General features: G+C 65.0%; 26 protein-coding genes. 11 read left to right on the forward strand and 15 right to left on the reverse strand.

Annotation, left to right across the window (positions count from 1 at the left end):
- Nucleotides 1–343 precede the first annotated feature (343 nt).
- The 5 genes from ON39_RS42505 to ON39_RS42525 form a co-directional block, all read right to left on the reverse strand.
- Nucleotides 344–655, reverse strand: a complete 312-nt coding sequence (locus ON39_RS42505; RefSeq protein ID WP_040742741.1) for a DUF202 domain-containing protein — start codon at nt 653–655, stop codon at nt 344–346.
- Nucleotides 652–1,038 (reverse strand): YidH family protein, encoded by a 387-nt coding sequence (locus ON39_RS42510; protein ID WP_083895045.1) that lies wholly within the window; start codon nt 1,036–1,038, stop codon nt 652–654. The genes ON39_RS42505 and ON39_RS42510 overlap by 4 nt, the downstream gene beginning before the upstream one ends.
- Complete coding sequence (locus tag ON39_RS47960) at nt 1,035–2,351, reverse strand: MFS transporter (protein WP_040742742.1); 1,317 nt, start codon at nt 2,349–2,351, stop codon at nt 1,035–1,037. Before ON39_RS47960 ends, ON39_RS42510 begins: the two co-directional genes overlap by 4 nt.
- 98 nt (nt 2,352–2,449) lie before the next feature.
- A complete protein-coding gene (locus tag ON39_RS42520) occupies nt 2,450–3,154 on the reverse strand; it encodes a DUF8020 domain-containing protein (protein WP_040742743.1) in 705 nt (234 codons plus the stop codon).
- Nucleotides 3,155–3,414: 260 nt separating this feature from the next.
- Nucleotides 3,415–4,020, reverse strand: coding sequence for a TetR/AcrR family transcriptional regulator (locus ON39_RS42525; protein ID WP_040742744.1), 606 nt, complete (start codon nt 4,018–4,020; stop codon nt 3,415–3,417).
- 118 nt (nt 4,021–4,138) lie between these two features.
- Here ON39_RS42525 and ON39_RS42530 point away from each other — a divergent pair, with 118 nt between their 5' ends.
- From ON39_RS42530 to ON39_RS42540, 3 genes are read left to right on the forward strand one after another with little or no spacing between them, the layout of a single operon-like run.
- On the forward strand, nt 4,139–5,683 hold the full coding sequence (locus ON39_RS42530; RefSeq protein ID WP_040742745.1) for an AMP-binding protein: 1,545 nt from the start codon (nt 4,139–4,141) through the stop codon (nt 5,681–5,683).
- A 16-nt stretch (nt 5,684–5,699) separates the two neighbouring features.
- Entirely contained in the window at nt 5,700–6,878 is a 1,179-nt protein-coding gene (locus ON39_RS42535) for an acyl-CoA dehydrogenase family protein (RefSeq protein WP_040742746.1), read from the forward strand.
- A gap of 54 nt (nt 6,879–6,932) precedes the next feature.
- Entirely contained in the window at nt 6,933–8,129 is a 1,197-nt protein-coding gene (locus ON39_RS42540; RefSeq protein WP_040742747.1) for a serine hydrolase domain-containing protein, read from the forward strand.
- Nucleotides 8,130–8,162: 33 nt separating this feature from the next.
- Here ON39_RS42540 and ON39_RS42545 read toward each other — a convergent pair whose 3' ends face one another.
- From ON39_RS42545 to ON39_RS42555, 3 genes are read right to left on the reverse strand one after another with little or no spacing between them, the layout of a single operon-like run.
- The gene (locus ON39_RS42545) at nt 8,163–9,473 is read right to left on the reverse strand and encodes an alkyl sulfatase dimerization domain-containing protein (protein WP_051187816.1); all 1,311 of its coding nucleotides are present in this window, start codon (nt 9,471–9,473) and stop codon (nt 8,163–8,165) included.
- A gap of 54 nt (nt 9,474–9,527) precedes the next feature.
- Nucleotides 9,528–10,199 carry a DUF3159 domain-containing protein gene (locus tag ON39_RS46565; protein ID WP_051187817.1) on the reverse strand — a complete coding sequence of 224 codons (672 nt, stop codon included), beginning with the start codon at nt 10,197–10,199 and terminating at the stop codon, nt 9,528–9,530.
- 4 nt (nt 10,200–10,203) lie between these two features.
- A complete protein-coding gene (locus tag ON39_RS42555) occupies nt 10,204–11,166 on the reverse strand; it encodes a TauD/TfdA dioxygenase family protein (RefSeq protein WP_083895046.1) in 963 nt (320 codons plus the stop codon).
- A gap of 72 nt (nt 11,167–11,238) precedes the next feature.
- On the opposite strand from ON39_RS42555, the gene ON39_RS42560 reads away from it, so the two are divergent.
- Nucleotides 11,239–11,808, forward strand: coding sequence for a TetR/AcrR family transcriptional regulator (locus ON39_RS42560; protein WP_083895047.1), 570 nt, complete (start codon nt 11,239–11,241; stop codon nt 11,806–11,808).
- A gap of 23 nt (nt 11,809–11,831) precedes the next feature.
- On the opposite strand, the gene ON39_RS46570 is transcribed toward ON39_RS42560, so the two are convergent.
- Nucleotides 11,832–12,395: a PadR family transcriptional regulator gene (locus ON39_RS46570; protein ID WP_157195633.1), complete on the reverse strand. Its 564-nt coding sequence runs from the start codon at nt 12,393–12,395 to the stop codon at nt 11,832–11,834.
- Nucleotides 12,396–12,628: 233 nt separating this feature from the next.
- Between ON39_RS46570 and ON39_RS42570 the strand changes: the two genes are divergently transcribed.
- Both ON39_RS42570 and ON39_RS42575 read left to right on the forward strand, forming a co-directional pair.
- The gene (locus tag ON39_RS42570; RefSeq protein ID WP_040742749.1) at nt 12,629–13,420 is read left to right on the forward strand and encodes an esterase/lipase family protein; all 792 of its coding nucleotides are present in this window, start codon (nt 12,629–12,631) and stop codon (nt 13,418–13,420) included.
- Between the two features lie 8 nt (nt 13,421–13,428).
- Nucleotides 13,429–14,976: a hypothetical protein gene (locus ON39_RS42575; RefSeq protein WP_040742750.1), complete on the forward strand. Its 1,548-nt coding sequence runs from the start codon at nt 13,429–13,431 to the stop codon at nt 14,974–14,976.
- 615 nt (nt 14,977–15,591) lie between these two features.
- Here ON39_RS42575 and ON39_RS42580 read toward each other — a convergent pair.
- Nucleotides 15,592–16,245, reverse strand: coding sequence for a class I SAM-dependent methyltransferase (locus ON39_RS42580; protein ID WP_040742751.1), 654 nt, complete (start codon nt 16,243–16,245; stop codon nt 15,592–15,594).
- Between the two features lie 68 nt (nt 16,246–16,313).
- The gene (locus ON39_RS50310) at nt 16,314–16,874 is read right to left on the reverse strand and encodes a hypothetical protein (RefSeq protein WP_211336502.1); all 561 of its coding nucleotides are present in this window, start codon (nt 16,872–16,874) and stop codon (nt 16,314–16,316) included.
- A gap of 330 nt (nt 16,875–17,204) precedes the next feature.
- Between ON39_RS50310 and ON39_RS51620 the strand changes: the two genes are divergently transcribed.
- Both ON39_RS51620 and ON39_RS42585 read left to right on the forward strand, forming a co-directional pair.
- Nucleotides 17,205–17,579, forward strand: a complete 375-nt coding sequence (locus ON39_RS51620; protein WP_146251380.1) for a hypothetical protein — start codon at nt 17,205–17,207, stop codon at nt 17,577–17,579.
- 216 nt (nt 17,580–17,795) lie between these two features.
- On the forward strand, nt 17,796–18,671 hold the full coding sequence (locus ON39_RS42585) for a DJ-1/PfpI family protein (RefSeq protein WP_083895049.1): 876 nt from the start codon (nt 17,796–17,798) through the stop codon (nt 18,669–18,671).
- 721 nt (nt 18,672–19,392) lie between these two features.
- On the opposite strand, the gene ON39_RS46575 is transcribed toward ON39_RS42585, so the two are convergent.
- A complete protein-coding gene (locus ON39_RS46575) occupies nt 19,393–20,115 on the reverse strand; it encodes a hypothetical protein (RefSeq protein WP_051187819.1) in 723 nt (240 codons plus the stop codon).
- A gap of 126 nt (nt 20,116–20,241) precedes the next feature.
- On the reverse strand, nt 20,242–21,663 hold the full coding sequence (locus ON39_RS42595) for a hypothetical protein (RefSeq protein ID WP_040742753.1): 1,422 nt from the start codon (nt 21,661–21,663) through the stop codon (nt 20,242–20,244).
- Between the two features lie 506 nt (nt 21,664–22,169).
- Between ON39_RS42595 and ON39_RS42600 the strand changes: the two genes are divergently transcribed.
- Nucleotides 22,170–22,691, forward strand: a complete 522-nt coding sequence (locus tag ON39_RS42600) for a hypothetical protein (protein WP_040742754.1) — start codon at nt 22,170–22,172, stop codon at nt 22,689–22,691.
- Between the two features lie 54 nt (nt 22,692–22,745).
- Here the strand turns inward: ON39_RS42600 and ON39_RS49415 are convergent, their stop codons facing one another.
- Together ON39_RS49415 and ON39_RS42605 are read right to left on the reverse strand one after the other, a co-directional pair.
- Complete coding sequence (locus tag ON39_RS49415) at nt 22,746–22,910, reverse strand: hypothetical protein (protein ID WP_157195634.1); 165 nt, start codon at nt 22,908–22,910, stop codon at nt 22,746–22,748.
- 112 nt (nt 22,911–23,022) lie between these two features.
- Nucleotides 23,023–23,931: a LysR family transcriptional regulator gene (locus ON39_RS42605; RefSeq protein ID WP_051187820.1), complete on the reverse strand. Its 909-nt coding sequence runs from the start codon at nt 23,929–23,931 to the stop codon at nt 23,023–23,025.
- A 106-nt stretch (nt 23,932–24,037) separates the two neighbouring features.
- Here ON39_RS42605 and ON39_RS42610 point away from each other — a divergent pair, with 106 nt between their 5' ends.
- Both ON39_RS42610 and ON39_RS49420 read left to right on the forward strand, forming a co-directional pair.
- Nucleotides 24,038–24,913 (forward strand): TIGR03619 family F420-dependent LLM class oxidoreductase, encoded by an 876-nt coding sequence (locus ON39_RS42610; protein ID WP_157195635.1) that lies wholly within the window; start codon nt 24,038–24,040, stop codon nt 24,911–24,913.
- Between the two features lie 55 nt (nt 24,914–24,968).
- Entirely contained in the window at nt 24,969–25,148 is a 180-nt protein-coding gene (locus tag ON39_RS49420) for a hypothetical protein (protein ID WP_146251379.1), read from the forward strand.
- The last annotated feature ends 311 nt before the right edge of the window (nt 25,149–25,459 follow it).

The raw sequence follows: 25,459 nt of genomic DNA on the forward strand, positions 1-25,459 counted from the left end.
GTCAGACCGAGCAGCGCCAATTCCGGGCGGATCTGATCGATCGGTGTGCCGGCCTTATCAAGTGTGGGGCGCGGAGGGTTCCGGTCGCGGCAGTGTTCGAGCTGAGTACCTTGCCTCGCAGGGGCCTCCGGTGTGATGTGTTGGCGTGTCGCTTCTACGACGATGAACCCTCAATGCCGCATTTCCGTCGACAGCATCGCGGGTGCGACCGCGCCGCCGTCTATTGCCCACTCCCACGGCCGGTCACGGTGAAGTCAGCCATCAGATGCGCGGTTTGCCCCTCGCCGCCAGCGGTTTCGAAGCACTAGGGTGTCAATACCCTGACTGTGGCGTTGGATGGTCCTCATCTGAGGAAGAGTCCGATCGCGATCGTGCCGGATGTGGCGGCCACGGCGAGCGAGGTGAGTAGTGTCGCCGTGTGCGCGCTGCTGTGGTGGTCGGTCATGAGTCGCCGTCCGCGCTGGTGGCCGAGGGCTGCGAGGACGACCAAGCAGGTGGCCGTCACGATCGGGGCGATGGCTGTGGGAATGCTGTTGCGTTGGGTGGCGTGATGTGCCAATAGCAGTGCGGTGCACATCGCGGTGGCGGCGGTCCGTCGCCATGCCAGCGCCGTGCGTTCGGCTTGGAGTCCCGGGTCTCGCGGGGTGGCGCTCATCCGGTTGCCACCGCGACCCCGGCCACAATTCCGACGGCGGCGACCAGCGCGGCCAAAACCATCATCAATCGAGAATCGGGCAGGGGACGGTCGTGGCGGATCGCGTTGTCGACGACGCGCCAGCGTCGGTAGGCGCCCACGGCCACCACCGCTGAGAGCCCCACAACGCTCGTCGCGATCAGAGTGCGCAGCATCGGGGTGGCGAAGGTGTGCGCCAGTTCATGGGTCGCTACGCCGCCGGCCAGCAGCGCCAGCGCGGTGCGGATCCAGGCGAGGAAGGTGCGTTCCGCGGCGAGGGTGAATCGGTAGTCCACCATGGGGGTCGCGGGTTTCAGGTCGGCCGGGGCGGTAGGGGGTGATAGCGGTGTGAATAGTGTTTTCATCCAAGGTCTTTCGGGCTCGGTTCGGGTATGGCGACGCTGTCGCGGGCGTACGGTCGATACAGCGCGGCTGACCCCAAGCCGTTGACGACGGTCAGGACGACGGTGACGAGCAAAAGTGCGCCCTGTAGCCCGATGGCGTCGCCGAGGAACCCGGTGAGCAGGGCGTATCCGGCGTAAGCGAGGCCTTCGACCATGGACACCGAGACCGCGAAGGCCAGCGGCCGCAGCCGCGGCGCCACCACGGCCATGATGAGGGGTCGATTGACCACCGGCACTTGGCCCTGCAGGAAACCGAGCAGACCGAACAGGGCCGCATAGATCGCGATCGAGCCCCACATCAGCTGCGTGGTGAGCAATGCGACTGCGGCGAAGAGGATTTGGCTCGCCTGCAGCATCACGACTCGGCCGCTGCTGGGAAGTAGGCGATGGATGGCGTCGTTGGCGCGACCGCCGACGATGGTTCCGGAAAGGTAGCCCACCGCGAACGGGAGCGCGACGACAGATGCTACGGCGGTGCTGAATCCGCGTTCCTCGACGAGGAATACGACTCCGAAGCTCATGATCACGTTCTGGCCGGAGAGCGCCCGCTGTAACAGAATCAGGCGAAACGATTTGATCCTCAGTATTTCCCGCAGCTCCCGCTGGATGGCCCGAGCCTTGCCCTCGATGATTTCCAGTGGTTGGGAGGGTGTGGGCGCGAGGGTGAGCGCGTCGTGGTGGGGGTCGTCGAGAAACAGCATGATCAGGATGCCGATGAGCACGCAGACCCCGCCGGAGATGAGGTAGCCGTAGCGCCATCCGTCCGCGGATCCGGACAGCAGACCGAACAGGGGAGCGCTGCCGCCCGCGATGATGGCGACACCGCCGTAGAGGATCCCGGTGGCGCGCCCGCGCCGGTCGTCGTCGTAGATGTCGCCGAGGATGGACAGCGCGATCGGTCCCGCGCCCGCGAAACCGGCCGCGGCGATGCCGTAGAGGATGACGAATTGCAGGAAACTGGTGGAGAATCCGGCGAAGATGACCCAGACGCCCCAGAACCCCGAACATACCGCGAGCACTGTTTTGCGGGGGTAGCGCTGGGCGAGCAATGCCCAGAGGAACGCGGCGAACACACCGACGGCTTTGGATACCGCGACCACGGTTCCCAGCGCTGCCGAGGAGAGTCCCAGCGCTTCCCGCAGGAGCGGGAAGAGCACGGTCGTCAGGCTCGATTCGGTGTTGTCCATCGCGGTGGACGCGGTCAGCAGGCTCAATGTTCGGGCGCGGCGCGCCCGGTGTGGGGGCGCGGCCAGACCGGTGGTCTCGGTGCTCATGGAATTCCTCTCGAGCGATGACGTGAGATGGCGTCCGGTGGGTGCGACGGGTGGACCGGATGGGGGGTCCACCCGCGCTTCGAGGAGGGGACGCGGTGTTACTTCACTGCTTTGGGTGCCGGGGATGTGATGGTGGTGAAGTACTGCACGGCCGCCATGACCGCGACGGGGGCAGCGACGAGGAGGGCGCCGGCGAGGGTGCCCAGGGCGCCGACGGCCATCACGCCACCGAGGCAGCCGATGGCCGCGGCGGGCAGGAAGGCGCCGAACAGGCCGATGATGGCCGCGGCGGCGACCGTTGCTCCGGCGATGCCGCCGAGGATGCACCCGACGGCCGCGCCGCCGATGCCTCCCACGATCGTGCCGATGGTGCCGCCGGTCTGGATGGTGGAGGTCATGCGGCTCCAGGCCGCCTGTTCGCGCTCGTACTCCGACTTCCACGGAGCCTGGTTCTCGAACGGGAGCGCGACGGGCTGGTAGCGGGCATTCTCCCGATCGAACCGTGGGGTGAGTGTCGCGGTTCGGCCCTGGATATCGGCGACGATCGGAAACACGAAATCGTCGACGCGGAAGGACAATTCGGTACCCGCGAGCACTGTTCCCGCGTTGGATTTGATTTTGAAGGTGCCATCCTCAACGGCCATCGAACCGGAGTCGGTGGTAATGACCGTCGCGTGTTCGCTGGCGTGGGTCGTGTAGTTCACCACCTGGTGTTCTGCGGGCGCGGCCGCCGCCGCGCCGGCGGCGATGGTCAGCGCGGCGATCAGTGTGCCGGCGGTAAGGGTAGCGGTGGTGTTGCTCATCGTGTCCTTCGATTCAGGTCATGGCGTAGCGGTTCGGCGAACCTGCGGGATCGTCGTGCGGTTCCACGCGCTCCGCGGTGGATGACCGCCTGTCCTCGGCTGTGACGGGTCACACAGGCGAGCGGCGGTGACGGCAATAACACCATGACTGGTCGCAAAGTTCAATAGCGAACACGATGTCTATCATTGGTCGCACTGTATTGCGTAAAAAAAGCGGTGACCATGGTGGTCACCGCTCGGGTGGGTTCGGGCTCGCCGGGTCAGGCTGGTGGTTCGTCCTCGAAACCCATAGCCCGGTATCGGCCGTGTAGCGACAGGGTGCGCAGCATCGCGGCGACATCCTCGAGTGGAACCGGCGGCGGATCGGTCTCGAGCCACCACTGCATGATCGCGGTCTGCTCGCCGACCCAGGCGCGGGCCAGCACGTAGATGTCCATCTTTGGCGTGACGCCGAGATTCTTCGCCCGCGCGGCGAAGGTGGCCGCGGCTACGGCGGTGCGGTCCTCGATGTAGCGCCGCAGCGCCCGGCCGTCGCCTTCGCCGCGCAGGATCACCCGGTAGGCGTCGCGCTCCTCGGCCGCGTGCCGGAACACCTCCAGTACGGGTTTGCCGGTGAAGCCGACCTCGCCGGGGTCGGCCAGGGGTTCCAGGCGCTGGTTCAGGTCCTCGATCAGATCGGTGACGATCTGCTGCAGCAGATCGTCTTTGTCGGTGTAGTGGCTGTAGAACGTGGCTCGGCCCAGGTCGGCGCGGGCGGTGATGTCTTCGACCGTGACGCTGGAGTAACCGCGCTCGAGCGTCAGGGAAACCAGGGCCTCGCGCAGCGCGCGGCGGCTGCGCCGGACGCGACGGTCTTCGGGCGGCACGATTCGGGCCTCTCTCTCGGCGTGACTTGAAGGGTCAGCATAGCGGGGCGTTGACACCGCGACAGTAAATAGACATGCTGTTCAATATCAGTCACTGCGTCATATTTGGAGTCTGTTGATGAACCTGGGCGGTTATTTGACCCGAAGCGCCACTTTCTGGCCCGAGCGCGAGGCGCTGGTCTGCGGCCCGGCGCGATGGAATTACCGCAGGCTGGAGGACGAAGCGAACCGATTGGCTTCGGCCCTGCTGCGCACCGGCATCACGCCCGGACAGGCTGTCGCCACCTTCGCCGCCAACTGCGGAGAACTCGTAGTGACCGAAATGGCGCTGTCGAAGGGCGGTTTCGTGCGGGTGCCGATCAACGCCCGGCTGGCCGGCGGGGAGCTGGCGCACGTGCTGCGTGACGCGGACGTGCGCGTGTTGTTCGTCGATACCGCCCATGCCGCAGCCGCTTTCACCGCCGTCGCCGAAGCGGGAATCGACTGCGCGGTTTTCGATTACGCCGACGCCGGGACCTACGGGAAACTGCTCGAGCAAGGCAGCGCCAAGCCGATTTCTGTCGACGTCGACGAAGATCATCCGGCGGTCCTGAACTACACCTCGGGCTCGACCGGTTCGCTCAAAGCTGCGGTGCAGACCACCGGAAACCGGCTGGCCAATATGCGCAAACGGTTGATGAGTCCGGGCTCGGCGCCGCACCTGAACGAGCGCTACCTGGCTCCTGGTCCGATTACCCACGCCTCGGGGATGGTCTTGCTGGCGGTCCTGTCGCGCGGCGGGGCGGTGGTGATCCTGCCTGCCTTCGAGACCGGCACATTTCTGCGCACCATCGAAACCGAGCGCGTCACCGCCACTTTCGTTGTGCCGACGATGTTGAACATGCTGATGCAGCACCCGGCGATCACCGAGGTGGATTTGTCCAGCCTCACCTGTCTCGGTGTCGGCGGCGCACCCGTGTCGCCGCAACGGCTGCGAGACGCGGTGGATGTTTTCGGGCCGGTCGTGATGCAGGGCTACGGCCTCGGCGAGACCACCAGCGGCATCACGGTATTGACTTCCGAGGACATCGTGCACGGCATCGAATCCGACCCGGAATTGCTCAGCTCCTGCGGCCGCCCGGTCTTCGACACCGAGGTCCGCGTCGTCGACGACGCCGGAATCCCGTTGCCCGCAGGCGAAATCGGCGAAATCGTGGCCCGCGGGCCGGATTGTGTGCGCGAGTACTGGCACGAACCGGAGCTGTCGGCGGAGACGTTCCGGGACGGGTGGGTGCACACCGGCGATGTCGGCTACTTCCGGCACGACGGCTATCTGTTCATCGTCGACCGCAAGAAGGACATGATCATCTCCGGCGGCTTCAACATCTACTGCAGCGAGGTCGAAGCCGTCCTCTACGAGCATCCCGCGGTCGCCGAAGCCTGTGTGGTCGGCGTGCCCGACGAGCAGTGGGGTGAAGCGGTCAAGGCAGTGGTCGTGGCCCGCGCGGGCACCGACCCGACCGAGGCAGAGCTGATTGAGCACTGCGCCGCCAAGCTGGCGCGGATGAAGAAGCCGCAGTCAGTGGACTTCGTCCCCACCCTGCCGGTCAACCGCAACGGCAAACTCGACCGCCGCGCCGTGCGCGCACCCTACTGGACCACCACCGCACGCGGCGTCAACTGAAAGCAGAGACCTCGCAATGACTTTCACCCTTACTCCGAGCTATTCCGACAACCCGCAGCTACAAGATCTGGTCGAACGGCTGCGCACCTACCTCGACACCGAGCTCGCCGACTACGAGGCCGGACTCGGGCTGACCCGCGAATCGCGCTACACCCGCCAGACTTTGGAGCCGGTGTGGCAACGCAGCCGCGAGCTCGGCTTCTACGGCATCCACCTGCCCGCCGAATATGGTGGCCAGGGCCTGAGTTTCACCGAACTGGCCGCCCTGAAAGAAGAGATCGGCGCCTCCGGGCGCATCCTGGCAACCTCGGTGCTCGGCGACATGGGCGGACCGCTACGGGTCGGCTCGATCTTCGAGCACGCCACCGCCTACCAGCTGGAGAAGTATCTGCTGCCGGTGCTGCGCGGCGAACGCGCGTGCTGCTTCTCGCTGACCGAACAAGACGCAGGTTCCGACGTGCGCGGCATCCGCACCACCGCCACCCCGGACGGCGACGGCTGGCGGCTCAACGGCCACAAGGTCTTCTCCAGTGCGGGACCCTTCGCGGACTTCTCGGTCCTTATCGCCCGCATGGCCGGCACCGACACCTACTCCGCGTTCCTGGTAGACCTCGACGCCCCCGGATGCACAGTGGCAGAAGGGGATCTGCCGATGTCGGGAGAGCACATCGAAGCCGACATCCTGCTCCACGACTGCTACGTCGGCCCCGAACAACTGCTCGGCGACATCGGCCAAGGCCTGCGCATCGGATTGGGCCGCGTCACGGTCAACCGGCTGCTGCACTGCCCCACCGCGCTCGGCGGCGCCCGCCGCGCACTGACCTTGTCGGTGGACTACGCCAAAACCCGGATGGTCAACGGTGCCCCGCTGGGGATGCTGCAATCGATCCAGCATCGCCTGGCGGATATGGCAGCCGACTACTACGCCGCCCGGTCGATGACCTACGACGCACTCGCCGCACTCGACGCCGGGAGCAGGCCGCGGGTCGAGGCATTCCTGTGCAAGCTGTTCGTCGCGGAAAAGGCGTTCGACATCGCTGACCACGCGGTCCAGATACACGGCAAAGCCGGTGTGGTGCGCGGCAGCGAAATCGAATCGCTGTTCCAACGCCTGCGCATGTTCCGCATCCTCACCGGGTCCTCGGAAATCCAGCGCAACGGCATCGCCCGCGAACTGCTCCTCGCCCAACCCTGAATTCCCCGACGACCGACGAGCCCACAAGCGGCCTCCGGAAGGAACCCCGGCACCGTGACAGCAACGCTGCGCAACGACGACATCATTTGGGGGCGTGGGTTTCTCGATCCCGCCCACGTTCGCCACAACGCGACATCGGTGCGCGAAACCGGGCCCACCCGAGCGGTATGGCGCGGCGCGGAAAACCCTCGGCCGCTGAGCACTGGTCTGGTCGACCTGTCGGAGATCTCCGTCGCCTGGACCCATGGCCGCACCGTCGCGCTGGCGACGGCGCTGGCCGAATCCGAGACCGACGCACTGCTGGTCATGCACCGCGGCCGCAAAGTCTATGAGACATACCTGCACGGCTACCGGGCACACGAACCGCACCTGAACGCCTCCGCGGCCAAGTCCTACCTCGGCTTGCTGGCAGCACTGCTCGAAGACGAAGGCCTGCTCAGCCGCAAAACGCAAGTCGCGCACTACGTTCCCGAATTCGCCGGAACCGGATACGGCGACGCGACGGTCGACCAGCTCCTGCACATGAGCACCGACGTCCGCTTCGGCGACCGCCCCTACGATCGAGTGCTGGAAGCCCACCGCTACTGGGCCGTGGTGACGCCATCGCTACGGCCGCAAGGCTACCGCGGTCCCACCACCATCCTCGACCACCTTGCCACCGCCCGCGCCGCCGGCCCTTACGGCCGCGCATTCCGTTACGAGAACGGCAATGTCGAAGGACTCGCGGAGGTGCTGCGCCGCATCACCGGAATCTCGACCGCCGAACTGTTCAGCACACTGCTCTGGTCGAAAATCGGCGCCGCCGAGGACGGGTGCTACATGCTCGATCCCGCGGGCACGGAGATGGCGTGCGGCGGTTTCGCCGCCACCGCGCCCGACGTCGCCCGGCTCGGGGAGATGCTGCGGTGCGGCGGTGCCGTCGGTGACCGGCAGATCGTTCCCGCCCGCGTGGTCGATGCGATCGCGCGCGTGCCGGAGGGCCTTACGGCCCGGGTCCGGCTGCCCCGAGATGGTGCCGACGCACCGGCGTCGTTGAGCTACCGCGACCTCTGGTGGCTGCTCAACGACGGCCACGGCTCTTATATGGCCAGCGGAATTCACGGCCAACGCTTGCTCATTTCCCCGGGAAATGATTTGGTGATCGTCCACTACGGCGCGCATATCCTCTCACCGTCGGCACCGCAAACCCCGCTGGTCGGACTCTTCGCGCAGATCGCCGCCATACTGATGGGCTCGGCAACTCGCACCTGAGGCAGGTGAATGCGCGGCCGAGCCCTCCAGGTTCTAACTCTGGCCGCGGTGATGTTCTTCGGCCGCGCGAGCCCGTTTGAATGCTTCGCCGAAGATGGCTTTGGCCATCAGGGCGGGTTCGGTCTCGCCGCGGCGGGTGAAGATCTCCACATAGCATTGCCGGGCTGCGGGATCCTCGGGTGCGGCCAGGAACGCGGTCTCGGCGAGATGGCAGGCGAGCCGGATATCGGTAGCGGCGAGTTCCCGCGCGCGAGTGACCAGCGCGCCGGATCCGCCCGCCAGCTCGGCGTATTGGCGGGCACGGTCACGTTTGGGTGCGGGCAGCAGATCGGCCAGGTGTCCGTCCCACCATCCGCTGTAGCGGCGAATGACGTTGCGGCAGATGAATTCCGGGCGATCGTAGATCGCGGGCAGCCGGGGATGGGTAGCCAGTTCCGCTGGGATACGCAAGGTTTCCACGATCTCGTCGTGCAGCAGACCAGCGTTCAGTCCGGCGAGTGCGTGATCGACGATGTGGCGCAGGTAGGCGGCCATGGTGGTGAGCTCATCGTGGATAGCGTCCGCGCCTCGGACGAGAACACCGTGGCCGGGGAGGATGATCTCGGGGCGCAGGGCAGCCATCGCTTCGGCGGCCTCGGCCCACTCCTCGGCGTAACGCTGCACCTTGCGAGGATTGCCCGCGTTCGGCAGATAACCGGTGACCAGATCACCGGCCGCGATGACGCCGCGTTCGGGGGCCCACACCCAGGCGCAGTCGTCGGTTTCGCCTTTACCGTGCCGGATTTCGAAACGCTCACCGCCGATGGTCAGCTCCAGCGTGGCTCGGAAGGTCTCGGTGGGCCAGACGAAATCGCCGCGTTCGGTGGGCCAGGATTTGCCTTCCGTGCCACCGGATAGCTGATTGTTGATGATCGTGTTCAGGCCTGGGGTTTTCATGTAGCGCTCGAAGTGCCCGATGAGGTTTTCGTGGGCGATGATTCGCGGTGTCTCACCGGCTTCCAGGAAGGCCCATAGGCCGAAGGCGTGATCGACGTGTCCATGCGTGTACACGACCGTGTGCAGCGGCTTGTCGGAGATCGAGCGAATCGCTCTCAGCAGTGACGGCCCATCGCCGGGCAGTCCGGTGTCCACCAGGACCAGGCCCTCGTCGGTTTCGAACAGGCCGACGTTCACGATCCCGGGCCGAATGTAGTACGTGCGCGGCGCCGCCTCGATGACCTCGGCCGCGCCGGCCGGTCCGTGTCCGCGCGAATACAGATGGGTGACTTGCTCCAGGGCGAATCCCAGGAAGGCCGCGGTCCCGGCGGCGGCGGTGTGAGCGGGAACGGAGTGAGTTTCGGGCATGCGATCTTGCTCCTGTTTCGTCGATGGCGAGAGGGTGGGCAGCGAGGGCTCGGTTCAATCCGCAGCGGCGGGTTCGGCGTCGTCGCGATGGGTCGGGCGGGACCGTTGCACCTGCCACCAGGTGACGGCCACCAGCACGACGACCGACGGCTTGCCGAGCAGCATCGCGGCAATGCCCAGGGCGGCAACCAAATTCAGGGCGTACAGCGGTGCCAGCACCATCAGATGCAGAACCCAGTTCACGAGCCAGACGGCGGTGATCCGCCGGTGCAGGCGCAACCGGTCCGGTGCGATCTCGCCGACCGGCTCGATGCGCGTCTTCCGGCAGATCCACAGTGTGGCGGGCATCCGCCCGGCGAGGCTGACGCCGAACAGCACCATGAGAATCCCGCAGCCGATGATGTTGAGCAGAAAGAAGTCTCGGCCCTCACCGCTGTATTGCACGAACAGCGAGTAGAGGACGACGGCTATCAGGGACGCCGACACCACGCGCACCGAGTCGCCCCGGATCAGGCGGGTGACGGCCAGGGCAGCCGCGGTGCCGATGGCCGCGGCGACACCGCCGTGCGCACCCGCTACCTGGTATCCGATGAGGAAGGCCAGGACCGGGCCCACTGCGTCGGCGCTGCGCTTGAATCCGTCGAGCTGCTTGAATTTCGCGAACACCTCCGCCGCGGCCGATGAGGCGGAACTGGTCGGTGGCACATGCTGGTCTTCGTCGGTCATAGCGTCAGCGATGCGGGCGCGTGCCGGCGATGGACGCGCGTTCCATGACGCGGACCGCCGGCCAGTAATCACTGGCCGCGTAGTGCTGCACCGCCCGGTTGTCCCAGAAAGCCACCGTGTGCGGTTCCCAGCACAGCCGGGTCTGGTGCTCGGGGTAATCGGCTTGGCGACACAGCCGATCGATCAATTCGGCTCCGGCATCGGGGTCCATGCCGGCCACATGGTCGACGAAAATGCGGTTCACATAGAGGTGGCGCCGACCGGTGACGGGATGCGTGCACACGATCGGATGACGTACCGCCGGATGCTTGGCGCGCATAATTGCCCGCTGTTCCTCGGGCAGCGCGTGGCCGAAGGCGCGGGTGAAATCGTGCACCGCATCGAGATCGGCGATCAGGTCTTTGGTCTCTGCGTCGAGGGCGTCGTAAGCGGCGTACATGTCGGAGAACAGGGTGTCGCCACCGAGATCGGGCACCGACAGCGCGTGCAGGATCGCACCCATCGAGGGCTGTTCACGCCAGGTGACGTCGTGGTGCCAAGTGTTCTCGAAACCGCTGACCTGTGCGCTTTTCTGAAACCGGACCAGTTCGGGATGTTCGGTGTTGGAGGGCACGAACGGGTGTACCTCGAGCTCACCGAATCGCCGGGCGAAGGCGACATGCTGGGCGGGGGGCATCGGCTGGTCACGGAAAAACAGCACCTTGTAGTCGTGCAGAGCTTGCCGGAGTTCGGCGATGACCTCATCGGCGAGATCGGCAGCCAGGTCGATACCGGAGATCTCCGCACCCAAGGTGGACCCGACCTGGACGGCGTCGAAATGCTGCCAACGCAGAGCGGCCAATCGGTCACGTTCGACGGCGAGGTGGGTGAAAGGACCCGTAATGAGCGGATAGCCGGGAAGCCGAACCGGGCGGGCGTCGAGTGTGGCGGTGGGGTCTTGCGCGGCGGGCACGGTGGTCGGGGTCATGAGGATCCTCGCGAATGAGTGGGAAGCTCTGTAGTTAACTGACTACAGCATGATGTGGGCTAGTGTAGTCACGTGACTACGAAGCGCGCAACGAAACCCCCGGCCGAAGCCGTTCCCATCGGACGAGAGGAAGTGGTCTCCGCCGTGCTCGACAGTGCCGCGCAGCTGTTCGCGGAACGGGGCCCGGCCGCCACGTCGATCCGGGACATCGCCGAGCGAGCCGGGGTCAATCACGGCCTCGTCTTCCGGCACTTCGGCGCGAAGGACAGCTTGGTGGCCGCGGTGCTGAACCATCTCGGAGCCGAGACCGCGGCTTTGGACGCGAACGATCCGCTGACCGCGAACGACCCACGCTGGCAACGTCATTGGCAGGTGCTGGCCCGCTGCATCCTCGACGGCTTCGATGTCGGATCCCTGCAGGACCGATTCCCGATCATGGAGCGCCTGCTCGACCAGTCACGCCACCATCACCCTGACGATCGCGCCGCCGCCATAGCAGTTGCCAACGTCGCGGCGCTTGAGCTCGGGTGGCGATTGTTCGGCTCCTTCCTACGCGGAGCGACCGGACTCGCCGATGTTCCCGATTCCGAATTGCGACCGCGGATCGATCGCGAAGCCGTACGAATGCTGCGTGGACAATGAGAGTTCCCCAGCGCGCGGGATTCCTATGAGTCAGGCCGGTTCTCGAAGTCGGCGAGGGTGACTTCGAGCCAGCCGATGTAGGAAGCGGTCGAGGCCCGGCCCTGGTCATGGGCGGCGCGCAGGACCGTAGCTGCCCAGCGCGGATCGATCAGGTCGAGGGGATCCAGAGCGCTTACCCATTCATCGACCCGGGTGGGGTTCCGGACTTGGGCGCGCCGATAGTCCAGTTCGGTGCGCAGCACGCTGATGGCGTAGTCACGGCCCAGGACTCCGGTGAGCAGGAAACGCAGCATGAAATCCGGGTCCATCGGGCGCGGCGCGGGCTCGAAAGGGGAGTGTGCCCAGTCCAGCAATGCCTGGGTGCCGGTCTCGGTGAGCCGGTAGACCTTGGCATCGGGTTTGCCCTCACGGGGTTCGATCTCGTAGCGCACCAGGTCGCGCTCGACAAGTTTGCTCAGCGTGCGATACACCTGCGGCAAGGTGACGCGGTAGCCGGTGAATCGTCCCGGCCCGTCCATCCACTTGCCCAGGTCGTAGCCAGAGAGCGGACCCAAGCCCAGCAAGCCGAGAATCAGGTTGTCCAGCATCGTGCCTCGCATGTGTCCACCCGGCAAATCTAGTGCGGGGGACCTCGGCTGGAGCCCTGCGCTGATACCGCGCTCTGGGCGGCGGGTCACGGGGTAGCCGAATCTAAGAGATCTCCATGAGTGCCCATGCACATATTTACAAGCGGCGCCGACTCGATGATCATGCTTTGAGCATATATGTCCGGTCCACTATCTCGGGAGGATCATTGCGTACCACAGCGACCGGGGTCGCAGTGCTGGCCGCCGTCTCCGTGGTCTGGGCGGGTGCGGCGCACGCGGCGCCGTCTCCCACCGCGATCGCCGATATCGCCGCGTGTGCGGCGCACCGCGATGTGCCGGTCCTGCTGGTCCATGGCACGAATGCCGATGTTGAACAGAGTCTCGGCCCGGTGCGTGACGCACTGCTCGCTGACGGTCGTTGCGTCTACGGCATGGAATACGACTCGATGCAACCGGTTTCGGTGTCGGTCGACTACTTCACCCGGGCCGCCGAACGGATCCTGGCCGTCAATGGTGTCGACTCGCTCGACCTGGTGGGCAAGTCGCAAGGGGGCCTGATCGCTCGCGCGGTGAGCCTGAAACTCGCTGCGGGGGCGGCTGGTTCGGCTCGTCAGGTCGTGTCGATCTTCGGTCCACAGCACGGCGTGCGCACGGTCGTGGCGGGGGTCGATACGACCGGGTCGGCGGCGGTGCTGCCGCTGGTGATTCCCGACCGGCCGGCCCTGACGGACATGATGGCGGGCTCGCCGTTCCTGCAGGAGCTCGACAAGGACGGGATGACCGCCGATGGCGTGCGTTACACGATGATCGCCACGCGTGAGGACCAGATCGTGACGCCATACACCTCCGCGTTCATCAACGCCCCGAACGTCACCAACATCCTCGTCCAGGACGGCTGCCCCGAGGACCGCACCGGACACATCGCCGGCTCGACGGACCCGAGAACGGTCGACCTCGCGCTCAATGCCCTTGATCCACAACAGCATCCACGCATCCGCTGCGTGTCCAACAACGACCGGAAATGAGACCACGGGTGAACGAATCCAAACTCCCGCACCGCGCCATCAGCAGGCGCGCATTCGGCGCGAGCGTAATAGGCGCGGCGGCGGTGTACACCATGGGACGTACCGCGCCGACGACCTCGGCCGGTCCCGCCTCGAGCCCGTATCGGCTTGTCGCGCAGGAGATGAGCCGCACCGCCGGTCGCGAGTTCTTCGGCGTCAACGGGGCGCGCATCATTTCCGCACAGAATGCGGCGCAGTGGCATGCACGAGGCTTCCGCGACGCGCTCGCCGCCACCGGTACCGGACTGCTGCGCGTACAGGGCGGCACCACCTCGCAGTGGCTGGATTGGCGCACCGGACTTTTCGACGAGCACGAGGGCGGCGGGTTCGCCGGACGCAACGACGGTCGAACGCCGTTGCTACTGAGCGACTGGGCCGAACTGGTCGGCCATACCGGCGCGACACCGATCTTCGACCTCAATGTGGCCAACTCGACCCTGGACGACCAGCTCGACATGTTGCGCCACGCACAGCAGCTCGGGATGCCGGTGCGCTACGTCGAACTCGGCAACGAGCTATGGATGCCGATGGCACGGTATTCCGAGGTCTATCCGACCGGAGCCGACTACGCGCGGACCATGAACGAGTGGATCACGGCGATCCGCCGGGAGTTCCCCCACGCCCGCATCGGCGTCGCCGCCGCCGATGATTCCTCCGTGCTCGGCACGGCCCTGGGGGACCGGTTCCGCGCATGGAATGACCAGCTGTACGGGACGATTCGCGGCGCCGACGCGGTGGTGATCCATCCGTATTGGATCGTGGATCCGGTCACGGCCGACGTCTCGTCCACCGCGTCCGGCGGTGTCGTGCAGTGGACGCAACTCGCCCAGCGCCTGCTACCGAAGGTGCCCACCGGGATGGAAATCTGGTTCACCGAATACAACCAGATGGGCAGGGAAGACCTGCCGCTGCTGCGAAACTTCCCGGCACCGCAGCAAACCTGGGCCGTCGCGCTCAGCGTCGCCTCCTTCACCCTGCGGGCACTGCTGGACCCGCGCGTCGGCATGGCCGTCATGCACTGCGCCCTCAACGGTGCGCCCACCGCGACCACGGGCGGCGGCGGGACCACCAATCAACCACTGCACGCCTTGATCTCCGATGGCTCAGGCGGATCCGAACTCTTCGGCCGGACCGCGTTGAACTGGGCGCTGACACCGCTCTACCGCAGCCTGGACGACTCGACCACCGTCCGCGCGCTGCGGCTGGACCCGGGTATCGAAAGTCCCGCGGCTCTGCTCGTCCCGGCCTACACCGGGTTGGCGGAGGCGTTCACCGGCGCCGAACTAACGTCCGCCGCAGGAGATACCGTGGCAGTTCTGATCAACGCAGCCGACCGTCCGCTGCGGATCGCCTTGCCACCCAGCCTGATCGGCGCACGGCAGGCCACAACCTACACCGCCGCCCCAACCGCCGCCCCGGCCTTCGTACCCGGTGACACCATCTCCGAGATTCGCACTGTGGCAGCGGATACGATCGAGCTGCCAGCCTACTCGGAGACGCTTATCCGAAGTAGCTAGCGCACGGTATACGGCGGCTGAGCAAGACAACGGTGATGCCGGGTTCGCGCAGGCTGCGCCTGGCCAGTACCCGAACTGTGCTCTCCACGGATTCTGGCGCAGCATGCGAGCAGTCGTCAGCGATCACATTTGCTCGGTGTGGTCGCAGCCATGCTCGCGCTGCGCTGGCTTTTCGATGAGTCTCTGCAACGAGTCCGTACCGTCGCCGTCTAAATCCTGAGACGCAAGGACTCAGCGATTCTGTGAACGCACTATATTGCTTTCCGCGCGATTCGCAGGTGGTACGGAGGGGCCCATCCTCTGGGCCTCATCCGCAGTTGCGGGGATGTCCGCAGCCGCTACGTACCGAGCAGAAAGACGCGTAGTCGGGTTCTACCTCGCTGGCTCAGGTCTGGTGGCAGGGAACCCGAGGCTCACCGCTCTTGCCGTGGTTTGGAGTCGTTGCGCGTTCGTTCGTTTGTCGCGGAGACAGGAAAGGGTGCGATCGATGCCTTCGATCTCGCCCAGCCAGCCTTGGGCGGCGGCCCGGCGTTTGCGAGCTTCGAGTTGGTCGAGCCGGGGCAGCATTGTCGGGTTGACGTGGAGTTGGCTACAGCGCAGGCAGGCTTCTCTGAACTACTGGTAGGGCTGGTGACGTGCGAAAAGTATTGCTTGCGAAGCTTTCTCTTCTGGGGCGAGCAGCATGTGAGCCTCGACCTTGAATCCGGCATCACGCAGCCAGGTCGTCATGAGGTCCGGCTGCCGACGGTGGACATGGACATTCATCGGGTGACCGCCATAGCCTTGGGTCTTCAACTGCGACTCGGTGCCGACGTGGAACAGTAATTGCAGTGGTCCGCCGGGACGCAGTACTTGATGAAAGTGCCTCAGCACGGCCGGGACCTCGTCGTCGGGGACGTGGATCAACGACTGCCAAACCAGCATGCCGGCCATCGAGGCCGCCGGGAAGTCCAGCTCCGTCATAGAACCACCCACCCCGAACCGCAGTCCAGGGTGGTCACGCCGAGCTGCCTCGATCATCCCAGGGGAAAGATCGACACCGAAAGCATCAACACCCAGCTCGTGTAAGTAGGCGGTAACGTGTCCGGGACCGCACCCGACATCGGCTACGAGCCCGCCGCCAGCGGCCCGCACGCTGTCCGCGAACAATGCCAGAGCTGCACGGAGGTATGGGTGCCCAGCCAAGGCATCGCGCACCTGGTCGGCATAGCTCAGCGCGACAGTGTCGTAGGAGATTCGGGTATCGGTCAACCAGTCGTCTGCGCTCATCAACGGCAGGGTAGTCCGTAACCATCAATCGCCATTGACCGACGCTGCGGCGGCTGGAGTACTAATTCCTATGGGGCAGCAGTCCTTCCGAAAATGGCATCGAATCCGGGGATGCCGAGTTCGGTCCCTGCTGTGGTTCGCTGGAGCGTGGCGTCGATCTGGGCCAGTTTGTCGTTGACGCCGCTGTAGCTGACCTGCAGGCCCTCGACTTCGCCGAGCCAGCCCTCGCGTCTGGCCTCGATGATGCGGGCTTCGATATTGACGCGGATCTCTTCGAGCCTGGCTCGTTGGGCCGGGTCCGGCCTCAGATCTGCCAGAGAAATGTCGGCATGGTGTGCCGTAAGGGCGGGCGCAGGTACCGAGTTCGACTTTTCATTTGGTGAAGTGTTCTTCGAACTCAGCCCATTCGGATTCCCACGCCGGTGGTGAGGTTGGTGCCATAGCTTGTGGACAGACCTTCGAAGTGTGCTGCGGGCACACGTTGAACGCTGTGCTCGTCGCCGCAGCAGGGGCACGAGATGTCGATCTTCATACGAGCACCCCCATCCCGAGCAGCGTGACTGCTCGGCTTGCGTGTGACGGTCACAAATTGTGATACGAAGCTCCCCTGTTTCTGTGATATCCAACACCTTTCCTCCGTGTATGTCGAGGGGCTGTACGCCCGGAGCGATGCCGAAGCGCTGCGACTTCCTTGTTTGGCGATGGCCAAGTCCCAGCGGCATGCGTCGGCGACAAGGGACTGGCGCGAAGTGCGTTTGGAGTAAGTCGATGAGCCGCGCGCGGATGGTGTCTGCCTCTGATGCGGCGTCAGGTACGAACCGGGGGCGGTGGGGCTTTGGGCTTTCGGTGAGGTTGGCCCGCTCTTCCGGACATCGATCGGGAGGCGGGATATTCGCCTGCGGAAGGAGTCCGCATGGCCTCCAGCACATTTCCGTGAGTTTCGCGAACGTGCGATCGAGTTGGCCCGTGCCGGTGACCGCCCGCTCGCCCAGGTCGCGTCGAGCCTGGGCATCTCCGAATCCTGTCTGTGGAACTCGGTCGAACGCGCCGACATCGTCGCCAGCGTCCGCGAGGGCCTGACGGGCGCTGAACGCAGCGAGATGGTCGAACTGCGCCGCAAAGCACGGCTCGAAACGGAGAACGAGGTATTACGCAAGGCCGCATCACCGCGATCCACATCGCCTCACGCGGCACCTACGCCGCGCCGAGAGTCCATGCCGAGCTGCGTATCGGCATGGGAATCCGGTCGGGCCGGCAAGCGTGTTGCTCGATTGATGCGATCGGCGCACTTGCAGGGCGCGTTCCGAAGACGGCACAGGCTGCACGCGCCGTGAGCCGCAGAGCACAGTTCACGCTGGTCGATCGAGTCGAAGCCAGTGACCGCGGAGCGCGCCGTGGCCGACGCGGTGGGGTGGGCAGTACCCGGAAAGTGCACTCGGAGACGCAAAAGCGATTCACTAGTTACATGTGATGGCCGTTCGGCGCGAATCCGTTGAATCGTGGCAGTACAGCCCATGGCACTTCTGGTGCACTGGTGACTGAATGAACGCATGACGGTTGATCACGACAGTGGAAGCTCCGGCGACACCCCCCTCAAGCGGCGCGCGGTTCTGGGCGGCGCCATCGGAGCGGCCGGAGCCGCCGCACTCGGATGGAGCGGCTACGAATTGCTGCACAAGCCCGAGAACCCTACGACCGCACACGTGAGCGAGGGAACGCCGCTTCCCAGCCCATTCGATGGACGCAAACTCGAGATCGCCATCCTGGTCGCTCCCGGTTACTGGCCGGTGGACATCGTCAGTGCATACACAGCATTCGGCATGATCCCTGGCGTGAATCCCCACCTCGTTTGGAAAAACACCGACGAGGTAATAGGCGTACCCACCTTTCCGACACGACCGACGACCAGTTATGAAGATTGTCCTCGCGACTTGGATGTTCTCTACGCAGGCGCGACCGCCAGTACCAATTTCGAAGATGCTCAGACTCTCGAATTCCTGGCCGACCGCGGTGCCCGCGCCCGTTGGATCGCAGGCTCGTGCACCGGTCCTCTGCTACTGGGGGCGGCAGGCCTGTTCAAGGGCTACCGGGCCACCGCGAACTTCCAAGCCGCGCACCTGCTTCCCTACGTCGGCGCCATCCATTCCCCCGGCAACGTGGTAGAGGACCGCAATCGCATCACCGCAGGCCCGGCGACCGGAGGTTTTGAGATTGCGGTCCGGTTGATTCAAGCGATCTACGGCGACGAAGCGGCACGCGAAACTATCCTGCAAGCCGAATACGCCCCCACGCCCCTTTTCGATGTTGGTACCCCAGCGCTGGCTGGACCGGAACTGACCGCCCGAACAAAAGCACGCACAGCCCCGATGATCGCCTCGCTGCAGGAGGTTATGAAACGCGTCGCTACCAGGCTGCAAGTATCCTGATATCGCCGTCGCATGCCCGCGCCGATCGCAGCACCCAAACGGCGTCGATGCCGGGCCACCGCACCAGTCGGCCCAGCCAGGGTCGGTTGGCGTCGGGGCGCATCTGGTAACGGGTTCGTCGGCGTTAGGATCGGACGCGCCATCTATAGGCAATGGCCTCCTGGGTCGCCCGGCTAATTCTCTTTCTGATCAAAGCCGAGTTGAGGGTGGCTTCAACTTCCGCTCTCGCCAAGTATGAGATTTGCGATCAGACGGGTGAGGACGCGGTCCGGAGGTTCAAGTCCTCCGTTGTCCGGCACAGATGACCCATTCGCGATCTTCGGACCGTGCGCAGCGCTGGATTGCCCCGCTGTTGCCCGATATGGCGTGGCGGTGACATTTTATAGAAGTCAAATGCCTCGAACCATTTCCTGACGTCGTGAACTCCATGTCAGCATGCGACTTCGTTCATCATATTGGGCTCAACGTAGCGAAGTCCTAATAGTTGCACCAAGGTGCTCGGCATCGCAGTACCTCCTTCCGATGTAGGAGAAAACGACGTCGGTGACCGATCGGTCTATATGGATTTGTTTGAGCGTGCTGGCGGCATGCTAGCCAGCGTTGGCTGTTCAGTGTCATCTGTCTCTCGCCCATCTGCGGATATTGCGTCCATTTAATGATTGGTCGATCAGCGCGCGCAGAGAACGTTTCGCCGTGGAGGTCAGGTCGATACCGCAGGTTGCTAATTTATGGGCGGACGTTCATAAAGAACCCGATGCGGGGTATCGGGGGATAGTCCGGCCATCGCGCCATCCGCGGACAGGTTGGCCAGGCTCAACACCCGGGACCGGCCCTTGAGAAATCTCCGGACTCCGTATTCCCCTCGGTACCCAGATGGATGCCGGCCGCCGTTCATCTCGGCGAGGAACACCGAACCCGCCAACTGGTGACCACCTGCGGATTCGAAGACCGCCTCGTTCTCGATCAGTCTTACAGCCAAATCGACATCGCTCACACGCTGGCGGGTTGGATCCAGCATCGAACCGAACAGCACCACGCGATCCACAACCCACAAGTTCAGCGGATCGGCCGCGGCTTGCTCGACTCTTTCCAGGAAACCCGCCAGGGCCTTCTCCGCAGTCGCGCGGTGCACCGGGCTCGCCGCGCTGGCATTCGCCACCGCATAGGCTTTGCTCGTCATGGTGTATCGCGGTCGGACAACCTGTTCGTTCTGGCGGGTTTCGCGATTCCACACGGGGAAGTTTATGGTTCCTTCTGCCTCGAGGTAGCCGTGCTCGATCAGGGCGTCGAAAACAGCGATCGGGTTCTCGAGGTCACCGGCCAGGACCTCGTCGTACCAATATCTATCGACGAACAACTGCTTGCCCATCACCCGAAGGCAGTCCCGCACACGCAGGTAGGTGTTTCCGGTGCCTTCGAACTCGGCCTGGCCATCGATGTTCATCGTTCCCCTGTCGGTGGTCGGTCGAGAAGACTGCAAGTCGCCCGGCCATGGTGAAACCGCGCTATAGCCCGGCGCCGTTCTGGCTCGGACCCACAGGGTTGACCAGAGCCCCTGCCTCAGCCGACTCTATTGTGCGGCATGTCGCGCGGCGATGATGGCCGGAACGGAGGCTTCCCAGTCGTCCCACAGCTTCAGCGAGATCGGATTGCGAACGCGATCAACCCCTTTCACTGCACGCTCCAACCCAGCCGGGGTCGGCGGCGTCGCGGTCAATGCGGCAAGCAAGCGCTCCTGCCCGTCGGCCAGACCCGCCAGGGTCGGAAGGATCTCCTCGAGGCTATGGGCGCTGACGGTGGCGGTCTGGATCGCGGTGGGCGCGAGCAGATCCTCGTAGATATAGGTGTCGACGTTGTGGATGGGTTCCAATGTGACAACCAGTCCGCGGATCGGTCGGTCGTGCGGGATGCGGGCGAGTTCAGGGATGCGCTCGCTGACCAGCGTTGCGGTCGTAGCGATCTGTTCGCGTGCCCTCTGCACTCGAGAGGCCAGGATTCGCAGCCCGTCCTCCTGCCCTAGACGGGCGGATTCAACCGATCGCATGCCTTTGCATTCCACCAACAGCACCATGGTCGGCAGGACCACCATCCAGTCGCAGGTGCGCTTGTTCTCGCGTCCGTATGTCACCTCTGGATGGGTCTGGGCACCCAGCGTCGCGAGCAGTCGCAGGTGACGGCCGACGAGTTTTTCGAAGGAGTCTCCGACCAGCTGAGGAAACCCGTTGCCGAATGCCTGCACACCGGTGAAGTACATGCCCAGGGGAGTCACTTTGTGCAGCACATACGGCACCACCGGCGCCAGGTAGCCGTCAGGGCGGCGGATCATCGGCCTAGCCAGCAACGGGTTGGACACCCACATCTCGTGACCGCTGGCGTCGGCCTCGCCAGCTTTGGCCGACGCCTCGAGTTCGCCTTGGTCTGTGGCGAAGTGGTTCTCGATGACGCTGGTAGCGGTGGCGGCATCGACGCCTGCACCGAAGGCACCGACCGCTGCGGCTGCGGCGATGGAGGCGTGCGAAAGCTGGCCGCCGTGTTTGCTGAGTCCGACGAAGCTGGTGAAGGCGATGTTCAGGTACACCGACAGCAAAACACCGAGGGCGCCTTCCCACTGCGTCGCGGTCGGCATGTCGGTCAGAGTGGGGTCGTGGTCGTCGAAGAGTGCGAGCGTGCGCGTGACGTCCCCAAGTTCCGCGTGGCCGAACACGAACTGCTGGTAAGTGATTCGCCCGAGCAGTCGCCGCATCACCGTTCCGTCGAGGACGCCTTTTTCCGGGATATCGGGCTGATCGACCTGGATGGCCAAATCGCACATCCGCTCCAGCGCCTTCGTGGGGACCGGCAGATCATCGCGGTAAGTCATCGCCTCGGCGAGCGCGGTCCGGGCGACCGCCGCCAAGGTGAATTGCTGCACCGCGCCGCTAACCCGCGGTCGGAGGCCAGTGACCGACTGATCGGCCAATGCCGCACTCGCCGCCGCCACCAACTCCAGCACCCGGTCACGATGGCAGCTGCGGACCGACCTGGCGAATTCGCGCTAGGACACTCGGCGGGGATACATCGCCTCATTCTCAGGCTCGCGCTGGCTCACCGCGAGCGAATTTTAATCCCACCGACCGGCTGGTGGCCGGCCAGTTCCACACGCATCCCCGCATGCAGGGGACAATATCGCTGTACTGGCAACAGCCCCCGGCTTCAAACGATCTTCGACGAAGCATGGGTGCTGCGTTCTGGCCTCCGCGCCACGCTGATAGAGCGGATGTTGGCTGATTGATCGGTTGCCGAGATCAGTGACAACCATGTGAAGTCCACTTCGTGGCGATCCGCTGCTTTCTCGCGTTGGAGCGTGTGCGCGAACAGCTCGGGCTGTGAAGCCGGCGCATCAGGTGATTTTGCGGTGGGCGATCACAGCACCGCCAGTCCGCCACAGATCGCATCTATTGCCCAGCGGCGAGGCGTGCAACAAACTGCAGCTCATGACTACCAGTTAACCTATGTCCCATGGCATTTGAGATTGCGACCGGGTTATTCACTCTCGCAGGCGCGACTGTTGGTGGTGGCGCGACATTCGCTGTCAATTGGCTGACTGCGCGCAACCAGCGCAAGCTCGCCGAGCAAACGCGATCACAGGCGGTCGTCGACCGGAGGTACATGGCCCACATCGACTTCCTGGCTCGTGCCGACCGCTTCCAAGAAAGCCTCCGATCGCTTTGGGAAAGGTTGCTGGACCGAAGCCCTGGTGAGGTAATCATATCTACTAACGTGGCATATCTTGAAGCGTGGGTAGCAATGTCGGACGCACGGGGCAGCGCGCAAATCGCCGGGCCGCCTGAGCTGGAGGTCAAACTTGTCGCCTTCTATGAGGCGCTCAAGGTCTTATCCAGCCACACCGACCAGTGGTATGTCGACCGCGCGGCTGAGGACACTGATGCCAGACAGGCACGCGCACAGAGGCTTTGGGGCAAGGTGGAGGCGAAACGAAGCGAGTACATCTCGCTCGGACAAAAGACCTTGTCTAAGTGAGTCACCCTCCGACTTGGGTCCCCAACCATCATTTCCGCAGGTCGATTTGTGTGTTTAGCGCGTGTGTCCCCCTCCGGACACGACCATTACGCCCACGGGTGGTGGTGGCTGAACTTCAGTCACCACCACCCGTTTTTCGTGGTCACAGGTCATGGTGAGACCGAGTTGGCGGTAGACGTTGTTCTTGTCGGTGCCGTCGGCGGCGCGCAGGTTCTTCACCAGGCCGCCGAAGCATTCGACGAGTTGACGGCACGATGCCGCTGTTCGTCACCACCGAGCAGGGTGCGCCTGTACTGCTGACGACGCACCCGCAGCGTCGGCCGGAGGCCGGTCAGGCCTTGAGGCGTTCTCGCAGTTCGACATTCAGTTGTGCGCTGGCATCGAGGAGGGCCTCGCGGATGATGTGGGTGGCTGGGTTGGGGGTGTGGGCCAGTACTGTTCGGCGGGTGGCGGCGGGGTCGTCTATGGCGACGATCGCGATGGTGGCGGGCAGTGCGGGGATGGCCAGGCCGGGGACGAGGGTGATGCCGAGGCCTGCGGCGACCAAGCCCCATTTGGTGACCCAGTCCCGGGCGACGTGGGAGATGATCGGTTGCCAGGAGGCATTGGTCCAGGCGCCGAGCAGCGAGGTGTGGGATTCTTCGCTGCCGACGATCCATTTCTCGGCACGCAGCGCCGCGATCGAGGTGCTGCTCTGGTGTGCCAGCCGGTGCCCTTGGGGCACAGCCAGATACAGGGTGTCCTGGGTCAGCGCGGTCAGCTCGACGCCGTCGGGGACGTCGAATTCGCCGGAGAGTACGGCCAGATCGATGCGGCGGCGGGCGAGCGCGGTCAGCAGGTGCGGGCTCGTGCCCTCGCGGAGCTGCACGGTGAGCAGTGGATTGTGTTGTGCGGCAATGGTGATGGCGCGTGGTACGAGTGCGGCGGTGGCGGTCGAGAAGGCGCCGAGGCGGATGCGCGCCGTGGCATGCTTGCTGAGGTCGCGTAGTTCGCTCTGGGCGCGGTCCAAGGCTTCGAGCACCGATTCGGCATGCCGCGCCACGATGCGGCCCGCTTCGGTCGGCCGTACGCCACGAGCGTGCCGGTCGAACAGCTGTCGGCCGGTGACCTGTTCCATCAACGAGACCTGGCGCGAAATCGCCGACTGCGTGTAGCCCAATCTTTCGGCCGCCGCCGAGAAGGAGCCGGTACGCACCGCCTCGCGGACCACTCGCAGACCGGGCACTGTGAAGTCAGACATGCGAGATACTCATATCAGCTGTGCGAGACTATCGCTAGTCGCATCGCTGGCCCGGTCTTAGATTCCAATGCGTGCTTTATTTCGGAACGAGTAGGCGGTGATGGTCATGAAGCTGGGACTGTTCGCGATCAATTACGGCGCGTGCGCCGATCCTGCCACCGCTGTCCGCGTGGCCCGGCATGCCGAGGCGGCCGGGCTCGAATCTCTGTGGAGTGGAGAGCATCTGGTATTGCCGGACCCGGCTCCCGAGGGATTCGCGTTGTCGCCGACGCTCCCGATGCTGGACACCGTCGTCGGTCTGACTCTGGTTGCGGCGCATACGACTACGGTGAAAGTCGCGAGCGGCATCATCGTCCTGCCGCTGCGGAACCCGGTCGTACTCGCAAAGGAATTGGCGAGCCTCGATCAGGTGGCACAGGGCCGGCTGATCGTCGGTGTCGGTGCGGGCTACGTCCGGGCGGAATTCGACGCCGTCGGTGTCGCCAGGTCGGAGCGGGCCGCCCGCACCGACGACTTCATCAATGCCATGCGGGCCCTGTGGAGCATGCCGGAGCCCGCCTACCACGGCCGCTATGTCACCTTCTCCGGAATCGACGCCCATCCGCGACCACGGCAACAGCCGTGCCCGCCGATCGTCGTGGCCTCGGGTGGTCGCGTGGCCGACCGCCGCGCGGTCACCCTGGCCAACGGCTGGTATGGCTTCGGGTTGGATCTGAACCAAACCCGTGTGCACCTCGACAACCTGGCGGCCGCCGGCCGGAAATACGAGCGACCAGCAGAGCTGGGCCGGCTGGAGATCACCGTGACACCGGCAGGTCCCGTGCGCCGAGATACCGTCGCGCAATACGCGGCGCTCGGAGTCGATCGGCTGGTCCTGCTTCCGCGCCCGTCCGCCGACTACACCGCCCGCCATCAGCCGGTCCCCGTCGATCAGATCTTGCGCACCATCGACGACGCGGCAGCGAACTATCGCGATATCTGAACTCCGACGTGTCCGTAGCGATTCACACGGGACGGTTACGCGCCGGTCGTCGCTGTTGGCGGTCACCGATGACGGTGCGCGGCTCGCCGAGGCGGCGGAGCGGACCTTCGCTCAGCGGCTCACGGTGTTGTTCGGCGGGTACTTGCCGGACTCGTCGTTATCGGCGGTCGCGCAGGCCTTTTCGCGGCGGCGCGAGGCGCTCGAGCAAGAGCGGGTCGGGTTGCCCGCAGGCTGATCCGGTCGGTGGGTGAAGTGGCCGACTCGTGCAGCTGCGCCGATGCGCCGAAAGTACCCCACCGCGAGCTGATTCGATCGTCCGGTAGCCGAGTTCAGCGTGGGCAAGTACCCGTTACCGTCGGGATGAAAGGACTCCGCCGGCTCGGCGATGTTCGGTTGATTGGTCCACGGGTCACGCCCGCAGATCCCGTGCCCGGCGAAGCGTGCGCGTGGGTCGGCGAAGGCGAACCCGGCGGCCTGCGCGCGAGCCGCGATCACCCGGTCGAGTTCGTCGGCGCCACGATTGAGCGAATCACGTTTGTGCAGGCT

This window comes from Nocardia tenerifensis NBRC 101015 (assembly GCF_000308715.1).
GTDB classification, from domain to species: Bacteria; Actinomycetota; Actinomycetes; order Mycobacteriales; family Mycobacteriaceae; genus Nocardia; species Nocardia tenerifensis.